This window comes from Aeoliella straminimaris (assembly GCF_024054565.1).
In the GTDB taxonomy this organism is placed as follows: domain Bacteria; phylum Planctomycetota; class Planctomycetia; order Pirellulales; family Lacipirellulaceae; genus Aeoliella; species Aeoliella straminimaris.
The window spans coordinates 152,609-165,481 of record NZ_JAMXLR010000061.1; the positions used below are offsets into that span (position 1 = coordinate 152,609).

Genomic DNA, 12,873 nt, shown 5'->3' on the forward strand with positions numbered 1-12,873 from the left:
TTTAAGTACCGGGGCGCATCGTGCAGCGCTGATTTCGTTTCGTAAAACAGAGAATTCTACCGCCTGGTGGAGTTCGCGGGCGTGGCGGAGCTCCACGCTACACCACGGTTCCGTGCTCCAGCGAAGCCTACTCCGCAACTGCCGGATACCAGGAAATCTTGCCGGCCTTCATTGTGGCGGTGCCTGCAGTGGGTGTGCCCGCCTTGGGAATCAGGTTGGCTGCCGCCAGCCGTAATTCCAGCCAGGTCATGCGATAGTGCAGGTACTCGGCTGGCTCCTGGGCGAGCGCCGGCAGTAGTTTTTTGCCGTTCAGCCCCGTCAGCCCATGCGATGCCGCGATGGTCTTGCCACCCGACTCGAACAATTCGTGCCACGACTCCATCTCGAGTTGGTGGTCCTTGCCGCGAATGACGATCTTGGTGAACGATGAATCCGGCCCCCAGTTGGCATGCTTCAGTTTTGGCACCTCGAACAGTCCGCGGTCTTCGAATTGCTTGAGCGTCTTGGTCAACGTATCGGGTGACAACTGTGCCGAACGGAAAGGCGCCCCGCCGTGCTGTTGATCGTCCGACCAGACCAGCGTGCCATCGTCCCACAGGCAGAAGATCAATTGCGGTCCGTCCGCTGCCGCCAGGCCCCAGTCTTCGTTGTAGATGGCCAGCACCGTGGAGGCCTCGGTGATGGGCTTGGGCTCGGCGGCGGTGGCCACGGGAATCGCCAACGCAAGCCATAGCACCGTCGGAATCTGCTTCAACATGTTCGCCTCCCGTGTGGATCCAACCTTGCCCGTCCAGAAGCTCCGCGAGCCCCCACCACGTACACAACTCGATACCGATAACAGTGCCAGGCGGTGGGCGGAAGGGGTCAAGAATTTGCCGGCCGGCATCGAGTGGGTGATCGCCGCTGCTCAATCCAACAGATTCTGCAGCTTCTGCAACAATCCTTCGGGAGGCAGGTCTTCCTTGTTTGTCTCCGCACGAATCAATCCGTTCTTCAGTTCTTCAAACGTCAACAGGAACGTCCCCTCCGAGCCATCCTCGTGCTGCAACCGCACCCGGGCCCACCGCGCCGGCTCGCCCGGTTTGGGCGCCTTATTCTCGATCGTATCGATGTGCCCCAGCGGCAAGTAGGCCTTGGGGTTGTCGCTACCGAGTTTCTTCTCTGCCATCGCGTGGTCTCCTTGAGCTGAGTGTGCCGTAAACCTACTCCGTTGTATCAACGACAGCGAAGTGCGTGCAAGGTTTGCCCAAAGATCCCGAGAGGTAACACGTATTCGCGCCTATGGAACTCCGCGGTGGCCACCGCGTTACGCGATTGCCCGAACGATTATTCGTTCACCCGAGGCACCGCAACTTTCGGCGTAAGAGGGATCTCGTTGTGATGAAAACAGCCTTGCTGCACTTCGGTGTCAAAGTCGCCGTCGAAATCGCTATCCTCCCACCAGTATTCGTTCGTACTCGTTCGTGGCTCGTAGCGGTACTTCATGTCGATTTTGCCGTCATTGTTGCGATCGTAGTAGGCGATACCTCGCCTCCGCCACCCGTTCCACTGATTCGTCTTGTTTGCACGCTGGAACCGCCATCCCCGAATGGAAGGTGGATTCACCGTACGAAACTCTTGTTCCAACGCGGCATTCAACGCTTCAATCGTCGGGTATCGACGGAAAAGCTCTTGCCGTAGCCGATCCGTTTCGACTTCCTCGGGCGATGGCAACAGGAGCCTCCCAAAGATACCCAATGCTGCGCCAACGACCACGAAGGCAATCAGCAACGTACGCAGCCGAAACTGCGACGGTTCAGTAGGTGCACCTCGGAATGAAAGGTTAGCGTCCACGCTCAAACAGTCCTCAACAAGCTCGCAAGTTTCAGCCGATCCTATTGTACCGGCTGGCGCAACAGCGACTCTGTGCAATGCGTCGGCAACGGGCGTTAGCGTCGATTCGTGTTCCCCGCCACAGCGTACCCTCCACACCACAGACTATTCTCCATTTCTTCGCGCTTCTTTGTAGTTTTTTTACACACACTCGTTCATAATTCACGCATCAAGTCACTGGCAGGTATCCAGTGGAGCCAAGCTTCCCGCATTTGCTGGGAAGAATCAGGTATCCAAAAGAGCCCGCCGCGAGAAACGTGTTTCTCGCGGCGGGCTTTTTTTGTTGCAGTAGTCGTTTGTCGCTAGGCACCAGGCATTAGTTCCATGCAACATTACGTTTCGCTACAAGATGCTCGGCCGCAGCTGTTCGATGGCGACCTGTTGTTGTTTCGCCGGCGGCGATGGTCCTTCGGATCGCTCATCGCCATTGCCGGGCGGGGCGTACATTCGCATGCGGCGAAGCTCGCCTGGTGGGGCGACGAGCCGTTCTGCTGCGAGGTTCGCGAGTGGTATGGCGGCCGCGCGGTGACGCTTGCCAGTCAGGTCCACAAGTACCCCGGCCGCATCGACCTGTTTCGCACCAATCCCGATCTGCGGTGGAAATACTACGACCGCCTGGCTTCCGTGCGTTACATGCGGCGGCTGGCAGGTTGCGACTATGGCTACGGCGGTGTCGCCACGGCGTCGCTGCTGCACCTGCCGATCGTACGGCTGTTCGCCCGCCCCAACCTCGAAGATCAACAAGTCGAATGCCGCCCACCGTTCTGCAGTCAGGCCGTGGCGATGGCCGACCGTCTGGCCGGTGGTGTCGACCCAGTTCCGCACCTGGCCGACCGACTGACCGAGCCGGCCGACCTGGCGCAGAGCCCGTTCTATCAATACGTGCTGACGTTGGTCTAAAGCGACGCAGCGACACAATTCAACTTGTCTCCCAGCGAAGGGTTGCGACGTAGCCGCTACCCTGGAAAGCGACGCTGTGTTCAAACCACTCGCTCCAATTTTCCACCGTGTGCTCTGTGCCTCGGCGATGAGTCTTTCAGTAGCCCACGCCGAATGCGTTCGCCAGTCCGACGGTACCTGGCGGTGCTTGCCTGCCGAGCAGCGGGCGCAGCCAACCGCCATGGACATTCGCGTGGAGTGTCCCACTTCGCGGGGCAGCGGCACCTCGGTGGCGCGCAGCGCAAGCGGCGGTACGCTCATCATCACCAACCACCACGTGATCGACGGCCAGCAGCGCGTGCTGGTGCACGCCGGCAATGGCGGCTCGGCCCCGGCGACGGTCGTGGCCATCGACCGCGCGAACGATCTCGCATTACTTTCAGTCCGCGCCGAGTGGCCCTACGTGAAACTGGGCTGCGAGGTCTCGATCGGCACGCCTGTGCAGTTCCGCGCGTTCGATGCGGGAGTCACGTTCCGCAAATACTTCGGACAGGTCGCAAACCGCTACCACGGTGCTGGGTCCGGTGGGTTCTTCGCCACTGGCGCCAGTCGCAGCGGCAACTCCGGCGGCGGCGTCTACAGCCAGGGGCGGTTGGTGGGAGTCGTGTGGGGCAACCCCAGCGGCGGCACAGCGCTGGTGCCCATTGGTCCCGTGCGAGCACTCGTCGAGCGGTATCAACGTAGCGGAATTCGCGAGAATTCCAACCAGCCACAAAGACGCTTGGTTACGAAACCCTCGTCTTCCGACGAGGGCGGGGATCGAGTTTGTGATTGCGATGAGCGACTTGCACGAATCGAACAGCAGCTCAAGGAACTAACACATTCCCAACCATCACTCCCCTCCCCTGCCCCGCGCGTCGTCACGCCAGAGGGCGATTGGCTCAAGCTCGCCGCGGCCGCGCTGGGCGTGAGCACACCGCTCGGCGTGGCGATCGTGGCGGCAGGGTTTCTGGTGCGTGTTCGCCGTACCCGCCGGCGTGGCCTGGGAGGTCCGCGCACCGAGACGTTTCACCACCAACCCCACCAACAACACCGAAACCACTAGTGACACCTACTGTTACCGCTGGAACGAGCGCGAGCAACGCGCCGTGCCAGTGGCCTTCGAAGCCCCACCCAACCAGCCGCAAGTCGTGGAGACCAACACCTATGTGCCATACGAGACTTCAAAGTTCCAGAACGCCTATGCCTGGGCCGCCAGCCAGGTCGCCCGCAAGCTGCCCGCGAGTGTCGAGACGCTGCACACACTGGAAAGTCTGATCCAGCAGCAGATGAACGGGAATGACGGATGATGCTCTCACCTTTCATTGGGCATTGTTAATTCGACATTGGTCATTTTCTCCTAGCTCCGGGCGCTGACGCTTCCGGCTCGCCAATCTCTATCCCCCAGTCCCTAGCCCCTAATAACATCATGCCTATCACGAACTCCGATGCGATTCTTCACTACAACGTTGGCATCTTCGGCGAGGCCGGGTATGCCGTGCCGAACTGGTCGAACGACATCGGCAGCCTGAATCCGACGATCATCGACTGGACACAGCTGGTTGGTCGCAACCTGTTTCACATCATGCATCACGAGGACGTCGACCTGCGAATCCCGCCGTCGCGAAACACGCTGGAGCGAATCCACAAGCTCTATCTGCGGGCGGCCAGCATCCTGGCGGGCCGCGCGGTGCCGCCGGGCGAGCGGAACATGGAGGTGCAGCACGTGCGGCCCGCGGGCGAGGTGTTTCGCGTGTACCCGGTGCCGTATTTCAAGGTTCGCAACCCATTCCTGAAACGGTGGGCCGAGATGGTACTGCTCTCGCTGGCCGAGGCAATGCAGCACACCGAGAACCGCAAAGAGATGGAAGTCAGCACCGCGTTCGCCGGCCTGGTGGGCCAGTATCTGCGGCGGGTGTACGCCAACATGGCGATCGAGCTGTTTGGCAAGGACCGTACCGCCGCCACGGCCGATGGGTTCGTGCTCACCGAAGCCGACTTCGCCGCGTACAACCCGGGCGAGTTCTTCACCGCCACGGAAATGGTCGACACGGTACCACGACTCGACCGCGTGCTGACCGAAGACCGGCTGGAGCTGCTCTCCGAAGGAATCCCCGTGACGGAGTTGCCTGCCGACATCGCCCCCTGGCCCACGAACCTGACCAACTTCTACCGCTCGTCGCGCAGCGACTCCACGATCGGCGGCAACACGACACCTGTGAATGGCACGACTGCTGCACCGATCATTCCCCCGGCGCCGACTCCGTAGTTGGCGAGGAACATTGTGTCAGGCAGAGGCGCGGAGACAGCAGAGGGAATCGGGCGGCCAAAAGCACCAAGCAGAATTTGCAGCTTCCCTCTTCGCTCGATAGTTCCCTCTCTCTGCGTCCCCTGCGTCTCTGCGTGACATCTTGCGACAATCAATACTCCATCAACAACCATGAACACCAAAGAACACGAACACCGTCTGCAAGCCATGCTATTTCGCTGGGGCGGACTCGCGCTCTTGCTCGCTCTGGTGATCGAGGGCTTTGCGCTCACCACGCAAGTGCGCGGGCTCGAACCGCGGATGAAGGTGCTCGAGTCGCAACTCGAGCGCAACTGCCTGCTGTTCGACCGCATGGATACCAAGGTGGACGAAATCCGCAACGACGTCACGCGTCTCGCCGCGCGCGACGAACTTCAGAATGGTGATTAAAAACATGAACATCCAAGACCGAGTGAAAGAACTTCGCCGCGTGCCGGCGAGCGAGCTAAAACCGAATCCGCGAAACTGGCGGACGCACCCGGTCGCGCAGCGCGACGCGCTGCGGGGCGTGCTGGCCGACGTGGGATTCGCCGATGCCGTGGTGGCACGGGAACTTGCCGATGGAACGCTCGAACTGATCGACGGTCATCTGCGGGCCGAAACCATGCAGGACGCGGCCGTGCCCGTGCTGGTGGTGGACCTGGACGACCAAGAGGCAACCAAGGTGCTGCTGACACACGATGCCCTGGCCACGATGGTGGGCGTCGATCAGGAGAACCTTGCGACCTTGCTGGACGAGGCGCAGTTCGAAAGCGAAGCGGTCGAGTCGATGTTTGCCGGCATGAAGCCCGACAACGCCCCCCTGCTCGCTGATGCCGAACGCCCTGAAATCGACGTGCCCGAGTCGTATCAGGTGGTGGTCGAGTGCCAGGGCGAAGAGGAGCAGGAGCTGCTATTCAACCGGCTTCGTGGCGAAGGATTCCGCTGCCGGGTGATGACACTTTGACCAATGCGGAGTTCGGAATTCGGAAGGCGGAACAGCCCTCCATCACAACGATTCCGCATTCAGTAGATCCATCAGTTGCTTGGGCTCCCTCAGAATGACACGAACTACAACGAACCAGAACAACATGCACATCTCTCTCTCCTGCCCCGTCCACGATTCGTTCCGCGTTCAACAGGTGGCCGGCATGTTCGATGTGCCGCTGGCCGAGCGACTGACCGAGGAATTCGATGTGGAGTTGCCCACCGACAACGACTGGCAGATCGGACTCGTGGTTGGCCCCAGCGGCAGTGGCAAGTCGAGCGTCGCCCGCGCGGCGTTTGGCCACTCGCTCTACACGGCCAGCGACTGGCCGGCCGATCGGGCAGTGATCGATTGCTTCGAGGGCTTTTCGGTTCGCGAGACGACTGCATTGTTGACGGCCGTGGGGTTCAGCTCACCACCGTCGTGGATCAAACCGTACGCGGTGCTCTCGAACGGCGAGCGTTTCCGCTGCGACCTGGCGCGCGCACTGGCGAATGGGACAGCCGAAACCTCAGCGGCCTCCCAACCGCCGAATCGTGTGCCCTGCGTCGCCTTCGACGAATTCACCAGCGTGGTCGATCGCAACGTCGCGCGAGTTTGTTCGGCGGCTGTGGCCAAGGCAATTCGTGGCCGCAGGGTGAGTTGCCAGTTTGTGGCCGTCACCTGCCACTACGACGTGGCCGAGTGGCTCGAGGCCGATTGGGTGCTCGACATGGCCACGCGGCGACTCACCCGGAGGTGCCTTCGGCGACCGAAGATCGAACTGGAAGTTCACCGCACCGAGCTTAAGGCGTGGCCGCTGTTTGCGCGTCATCACTATTTAAGCGGCTCGCTTGCTCCGCAGAGCGAATGCTACCTGACCACCTGGCGTGGCGAGCCAGTGAACTTCTGCGCGACCATTCCGGTGATCGGTTATCGCGGCCGCCGGCGCTTTACGCGAATCGTTACGCTGCCCGACTACCAGGGCATCGGTATCGGCATGCGGAGCGTTCGCGCTGTGGCCGAACTGCAACGCCAACGAGGCCACCGCGTGAGTGTTACCAGTAGCCACCCTGCGTTGATCCAGCATTGCAAACGGTCGCGTGACTGGAAGGCGGTAAGCGTCAAGAAGACCGGCCAGTCGCGCACCGGAACCCGCGGTTTCAACAACTACCGCAGCAGCACTGGACGGGCCGTGGTGTCGTTTGAGTTTGTGGGGGAATAGCTGCTCAGGCGAAGCTTGATCCGCCCGATGCGATGAGGAACCAGCGTTTTGCCCATAACTGAACAACAAGTACACGACCTAGTTGGAGTGCTGGCGGCGGGATGCCCCGTGGAGACGGCGCTCGAAGCAACCGGAGTGTCGCCGGCGGAGTTCGAATTGGCGATGCACGGCGAGCCCCAGTTTCCGTACCGCGCGCACCGAGCCGGCGCCCTGACCGAAGTCCGCCAACTCCAAAACGTGAGGCTGGCGGGCAACGAACCGAAGAACTGGCGGGCCAGCGTGTGGTGGCTCGAACGCTGCCGCGGCCATCGCTACCTGGCCAAGGCTCCGCGGACGATTACCGAGGAGCAGTTCGCCGCCTTCCGCAGCGACATCGCCCGGCTGGTCGACCGCGAAGTCCGCCATGCCGACGACCACGACCGCCTGATCGCCGGGCTGGGAGAACTGTCCATCCCGAGTTTTGCCGCCGAGCGCTTTGCCGATTCCACTTCCACCACCATCTACGACCAGTAGCGTTTCCGCTGACTTGTCCCTGTATTCCGACCAACGCGATGCTTCGACACACGTCCAGCCCTTTGAACTTCCTCCGGCAACAACGTCAGGAGCTCGCCCGCGAGTTATCCGAACTGCGGACCCGCCGAAACGCGCGGGTGGCGGCGGTCGACCTTATCGAATGGGGACAGCGATACCTGCCTGGGCACTTCACGGCACCGCCCTCGGCGATGCACCGATGGCTTGCCGAGCAGCTGGGCACCTTTCACACCCGGCGGGGTAGCAAGCTGAATGTGATCGGGCCGCGCGGCGGGGCGAAGTCGACGCTTGGCACCTTGGCATACGTGCTCCGCGCCGCGTGCGAGGCGTGGGAACCGTACATCTGGATCGTCTCCGACACCGAAGCTCAAGCCCGCATGCACCTGGAGAACGTCAAGTCAGAACTCACGGGCAACCCGCTGCTGGCTGCGGCGTACCCCGGGGCGTGTGGCACCGGTCCGCGGTGGCAGGCGGCGGCCATCAAACTGCCAAATGGGGTCGCCATCGAAGCGTACGGCACCGGGCAGCGGATTCGCGGCCGCCGGCGGGGCGAGCATCGCCCCACGTTAATTGTATGCGACGACATCCAGAACGACGCCCACATGTCGAGCGCCAATCAAAGGAGTTCGTCACGCAATTGGTTTCACGGCACCTTGCTCAAGGCGGGCACTCCCCGAACCAACATCGTCAACCTGGCCACGGCGCTGCACCGCGACGCGCTGGCCATGCAACTGCAAACGACGCCGGGCTGGCAGAGCCGGTTGTTTCGTGCGATCGAACGGTGGCCTCAGCGCGACGACTTGTGGCGGAAGTGGGAGCGGCTCTACACTCGTGCCGACGACCCCAACGCGGCAGAGACGGCCCGCAAATTCTATGAAGTGAACCGCACGGCGATGCACGGCGGCGCCGAAGTACTGTGGCCCGAGGTCGAAGACCTGCTGACGCTGATGCAGATGCGTGTGGAAAGCGGCCGCACGGCGTTCGAGCGGGAGAAGCAAGGCGCACCGATCGATCCCGATGGTTGCGAGTGGCCCGAGGAGTACTTTGGCGAACACCTGTGGTTCGACCAGTGGCCCGACGAGTTGGTGCTCCGCACCGTGGCGCTCGATCCCAGCAAAGGGGCCGACGCCCGGCGGGGCGATTACTCGGCCTTCGTCATGCTGGGTATCGATGCCGACGGGGTGCTGTACGTCGATGCCGACCTGGCCCGCCGTCCCACGCCGGTAATGGTGACCGACGGGGTGGCCATCTGCGAGCGGTTCCGCCCCGCGGTGTTCGGGGTCGAAGCCAACCAGTGGCAGGACCTGCTGGCCGACGAGTTCGCGGCCGAGTTCCGCCGCCAGGGGCAACTGCAGATCGCGCCCGCCACGATCACCAACCACACCAACAAACAAGTCCGCATCCGCCGCCTCGGCCAGCACCTGTCGAGAAGAAGACTGCGGTTCAAGCGCCACTCGCACTCGACACGGATGCTGGTGGATCAACTCCGCGACTTCCCCGGCGGCGCGCACGACGATGGGCCGGATGCGCTGGAGATGGCTTTGCGGTTGGCGGAGGACCTGGCGCTGCGGAAGTAACCACGAATTTTTGGAGAAGGAAATCAGTCGCGGATGCACGCGGATTTGAGCGGATTGGCGCGGATCCGTTTCCGTTCACTCTGATCCGCGCCGATCCGCGACAAGTTAGACACTCAGGAGACACACATGAACAATCTCAAGCAACTCCACGAAGCCTTCGAAACGTTGATCTCCGACTTTGTCGATCCCCGCGAAGCGCTCGCCGGCGACGATGGTCAGTTGTGGCAGGACGTGGCGGCTGGTAGTTCGGCCAGTCATCCGTTGGCCCTCGAGCGGTTGGCCGACGTTCGCCGCGATTGCCGGCAGTTGCTGGTAACGAACGAGTACGCCATTAACGGCGTCGAGAATCGCATCAGCTACATCGTGGGCAGCGGGCACACATACCAGGCGGTGATTCGCAAGCACGCTGCGGCCCCCGACGCCCTGGCCAGTGAGGTGCAGCGGGTGCTGGACGAATTCCTCGAAGCTAACGAGTGGCACAATCGCCAGCAGGAGATCGTGCGGCGGATGGATCGCGATGGCGAAGCCTTGCTGCGGCTGTTCACCGACCCGAGTGGTGAGACGCGCGTCCGGTTTATCGATCCCGAAGACGTTCGCACGCCCGACCGTCTGCGCGACGACCCCGCGGCCAGTCACGGCGTATTGACCGACCCGGCCGACGTCGAAACGGTGCGGGGCTACTATGTCGACGGGGTGCTGCTCGACGCCAGTGAAGTACAGCACCGCCGCGCGAACGTGGACCGCAACGCCAAGCGGGGATTGCCACTTTACACGCCGGTGCGGAAAAATCTGCGACGGGCAGAGAAGCTACTGCGGAACATGAGCGTCGTGGCCGAGATCCAATCGGCCATCGCCCTGATTCGCAAGCATCGCGCCGCCACGCGAACCGGTGTCGAACAACTGGTCGCTAGCGGCTCCGATGCGGCCACCGCGACGCCCTCGGGTCGCATCGAGCAACTTACGCAATACGGCGCAGGCACGATTCTCGACGCGCCGGCCCACGTGGAGTACGACTTCCCCGCCACAGGGGTCGACGCCTCGGCGTTTGTGTCCATCCTGCAGGCAGAGCTACGCGCGATTGCCGCGCGGCTGGTGATGCCCGAGTTCATGTTCACCAGCGACGCATCAAACGCCAACTACGCCTCGACGATGGTAGCCGAGGGTCCCGCGGTACGGATGTTCGAACGACTGCAAGCCGCGATGGCCCGCGACGACCGCGACGTGATGTGGCGCGTGGTAACCAACGCCGTGGCCACAGGCAGGCTACCGGCGAACACTCGCCAACTGGTCGACGTCCAAATCACCCCGCCCGAGGTCGTGAGCCGCAACGCACTGGACGACGCCCGAATAATGGACCTGGCCTACCGCCGCGGCATCGTCTCGCCGCAGACGTGGAGCCGGCAACTGGGCCTCGACTACGACCAGGAACAACAGAACCGGATGATGCACGAGGGGGGAATGTCGGATGACGACGTACCCAATGACCAATGAGCGATTCTGTCTGCCATCATTGGTCATGGTTAATTCGTCATTAGTCATTCCAACAGCTCCGGCCACTGACGTTTCCGGCTCGCTGCTTACCCCAGCAAAACACCACTTCGAAACAACTCCTACAAAATCGCACGTGTAAAAAAATCGCCGTAGAAATCGTTGCTCCAATTGCTATCTTGGGCTGTATGACAACTGCAACTCGCCAACCAGTTACGAAGCCATCGAAGGCCCAGCAGGCGCAACAAGAATTTGCCAGGCTGCTGGCCAGCGCCTCGGAGCGCGGCTTCCATGGCACCGCCGGCATCACGCTGAGCATCCAGGACGGACACATTCAACACCTGAAAGTGAACGTCGAAAGAATGGTGAAATGAGCTATTGGCTAACGGCTCTCAGCGATAAGAAAGAAAGCCAACAGCCTAAAGCCTGGAGCTTATAACCCTAACCGGTATCGCATCGAGCTGGCCGAAACGGCCGGTATCGCAACGAGCCCATCATCGAGCGCACACGCGCGCTCGATGATGGGCTTTTTTTATGGCAACTCCTTCCAACACTTAACCTCCAACTCCCAACTACACATGGAACAACGACTGCAAGAATTTGTCGACTCAACGGGCCAATCGATTCGCGTGGACGCCGAGCGCGGTGTGCTGCGGGGCGTGAAGCTGCTGGGCCTCGCCTCGAAAAACGGACGCACCTACCGCGAAGCGGCCCTGGCCAGTGCGATACCGCTGTACGAGGGGGCCAAGGTGAATGTGAATCACCCCAAGGGCTCGCCGATAGCGCCGCGCGACTACCAGGACCGCCTGGGCGTCGTTCGCGAGGTAAAACACCGCCCGGGCGAAGGGCTGTTTGGCGATTTGCACTTCAATCCCAAGCACGCCCTGGCCGAGCAACTTGCCTGGGATGCCCAACACGCACCCGAACAGGTGGGCCTGTCGCACAACGTGCTGGCCCGCACCAAGCGGGAGGGCGACACGACCGTCGTCGAAGCGATCACCCGCGTCGAAAGCGTCGACCTGGTGGCCGACCCAGCCACCACGCGCGGACTGTTCGAGCACACCGCGGCCAATGCCCAACTGCTGGAGTCGCTCACCGTCGAGCGGCTCTCGAGCGAGCGGGCCGATCTGGTCGAGGCGATCGAGCGTCCGCTGGTGGAGCAACTTGCGTTGCTGAAACGCCGCGTTCGGATCGCGGAATTGCTGGCCGAGCACAACCTGCCACTGCCCGGCGCCAGACACGCTGAGAGAGTGACGACACCGGCCTTCCTGGACACGCTGATATCGGCCGCCAGCGAAGAGGTGCTTGAAACCCTGGTGGCCGATCGGGCGGCCCTCGCACGGAGTGCGACTGGCGGCTACCGGCCAATCGTCGCACGTGAGCAGCAGTGGCTGGCCGGTGAACCGCGCCGTCCTGCGGAAACGGCCGAGCAGTTCGCGGCGTCGCTGCGGCGGTGAACGTGACCCTTCGCTCCGCTCGCAGGATGACACAAAAACCAACTTTCAACCTCTGGAGACTTTCAAATGGCTAACAAGATGCGATGGCGTTATGGCGACACGAACCCGGTGATGTTGCCGGTGGATGCCGCGACCGTGATCGAGATTGGTGACCTGGTTTACCTGGACACGGACGACGCGAAGCCCGCGTCGAGCCAGAGCGACAGCGGCACCCCGGCCGCCAACCAGGAGGCCCTGCACGATGCGTTTGTCGGGGTGGCGATGCAGGCCTCCAGTGCGGGCCAGGTGACCGACATTCGGGTGGCCACGACCGGGGTGTTCGAACTCGACTGCGTGTCGACCACGTTCGAAGTCGGCGACCTGGTGGGCGCCGCTGAGAATGCCGGTGGCACGGCGCTCGAAGACCAGCAGGCCATCGCCGTGGCGACCGAAAACCTGGCAATCGGCCGCTGCGCGAAGCGCGAGCCCTCGGCCAGCAGTTCGGTGTACGTCGACATCGTCGGCACCGTAACCCGCGGCGGCCCCCAAGCGGCTGCGTAACAAGTGACCAT

The 12,873-nt window shown here is 62.2% G+C and carries 16 protein-coding genes; 13 read left to right on the forward strand and 3 right to left on the reverse strand.

Features of this window, described 5'->3' with window-relative positions; translation table 11 throughout:
* Positions 1-127 precede the first annotated feature (127 nt).
* The 3 genes from NG895_RS17740 to NG895_RS17750 form a co-directional block, all read right to left on the reverse strand.
* On the reverse strand, positions 128-757 hold the full coding sequence (locus tag NG895_RS17740; RefSeq protein WP_252853856.1) for a hypothetical protein: 630 nt from the start codon (positions 755-757) through the stop codon (positions 128-130).
* 150 nt (positions 758-907) lie between these two features.
* Positions 908-1,168 (reverse strand): hypothetical protein, encoded by a 261-nt coding sequence (locus NG895_RS17745; RefSeq protein WP_252853857.1) that lies wholly within the window; start codon positions 1,166-1,168, stop codon positions 908-910.
* A gap of 158 nt (positions 1,169-1,326) precedes the next feature.
* Positions 1,327-1,833, reverse strand: a complete 507-nt coding sequence (locus NG895_RS17750; protein ID WP_252853858.1) for a hypothetical protein — start codon at positions 1,831-1,833, stop codon at positions 1,327-1,329.
* A 363-nt stretch (positions 1,834-2,196) separates the two neighbouring features.
* Between NG895_RS17750 and NG895_RS17755 the strand changes: the two genes are divergently transcribed.
* The 13 genes from NG895_RS17755 to NG895_RS17815 all read left to right on the forward strand — a co-directional run bounded on the left by NG895_RS17755 (position 2,197) and on the right by NG895_RS17815 (position 12,862).
* Entirely contained in the window at positions 2,197-2,772 is a 576-nt protein-coding gene (locus tag NG895_RS17755; protein WP_252853859.1) for a hypothetical protein, read from the forward strand.
* 127 nt (positions 2,773-2,899) lie between these two features.
* Complete coding sequence (locus tag NG895_RS17760) at positions 2,900-3,856, forward strand: S1 family peptidase (RefSeq protein ID WP_252853860.1); 957 nt, start codon at positions 2,900-2,902, stop codon at positions 3,854-3,856.
* Between the two features lie 43 nt (positions 3,857-3,899).
* Entirely contained in the window at positions 3,900-4,100 is a 201-nt protein-coding gene (locus NG895_RS17765; protein WP_252853861.1) for a hypothetical protein, read from the forward strand.
* Positions 4,101-4,219: 119 nt separating this feature from the next.
* A complete protein-coding gene (locus tag NG895_RS17770) occupies positions 4,220-5,059 on the forward strand; it encodes a hypothetical protein (protein WP_252853862.1) in 840 nt (279 codons plus the stop codon).
* Positions 5,060-5,230: 171 nt separating this feature from the next.
* Complete coding sequence (locus NG895_RS17775; protein ID WP_252853863.1) at positions 5,231-5,488, forward strand: hypothetical protein; 258 nt, start codon at positions 5,231-5,233, stop codon at positions 5,486-5,488.
* A 4-nt stretch (positions 5,489-5,492) separates the two neighbouring features.
* Positions 5,493-6,044: a ParB N-terminal domain-containing protein gene (locus tag NG895_RS17780; RefSeq protein WP_252853864.1), complete on the forward strand. Its 552-nt coding sequence runs from the start codon at positions 5,493-5,495 to the stop codon at positions 6,042-6,044.
* Positions 6,045-6,138: 94 nt separating this feature from the next.
* A complete protein-coding gene (locus NG895_RS17785) occupies positions 6,139-7,269 on the forward strand; it encodes a hypothetical protein (RefSeq protein ID WP_252853865.1) in 1,131 nt (376 codons plus the stop codon).
* Between the two features lie 48 nt (positions 7,270-7,317).
* A complete protein-coding gene (locus NG895_RS17790; RefSeq protein WP_252853866.1) occupies positions 7,318-7,782 on the forward strand; it encodes a hypothetical protein in 465 nt (154 codons plus the stop codon).
* A gap of 38 nt (positions 7,783-7,820) precedes the next feature.
* On the forward strand, positions 7,821-9,377 hold the full coding sequence (locus NG895_RS17795) for a phage terminase large subunit family protein (RefSeq protein WP_252853867.1): 1,557 nt from the start codon (positions 7,821-7,823) through the stop codon (positions 9,375-9,377).
* A 126-nt stretch (positions 9,378-9,503) separates the two neighbouring features.
* Complete coding sequence (locus NG895_RS17800) at positions 9,504-10,868, forward strand: phage portal protein (RefSeq protein ID WP_252853868.1); 1,365 nt, start codon at positions 9,504-9,506, stop codon at positions 10,866-10,868.
* A 185-nt stretch (positions 10,869-11,053) separates the two neighbouring features.
* Positions 11,054-11,239, forward strand: a complete 186-nt coding sequence (locus NG895_RS17805) for a hypothetical protein (protein WP_252853869.1) — start codon at positions 11,054-11,056, stop codon at positions 11,237-11,239.
* Positions 11,240-11,443: 204 nt separating this feature from the next.
* The gene (locus NG895_RS17810) at positions 11,444-12,322 is read left to right on the forward strand and encodes a hypothetical protein (protein WP_252853870.1); all 879 of its coding nucleotides are present in this window, start codon (positions 11,444-11,446) and stop codon (positions 12,320-12,322) included.
* Between the two features lie 66 nt (positions 12,323-12,388).
* Positions 12,389-12,862, forward strand: a complete 474-nt coding sequence (locus tag NG895_RS17815; RefSeq protein ID WP_252853871.1) for a capsid cement protein — start codon at positions 12,389-12,391, stop codon at positions 12,860-12,862.
* Positions 12,863-12,873 lie beyond the last annotated feature (11 nt).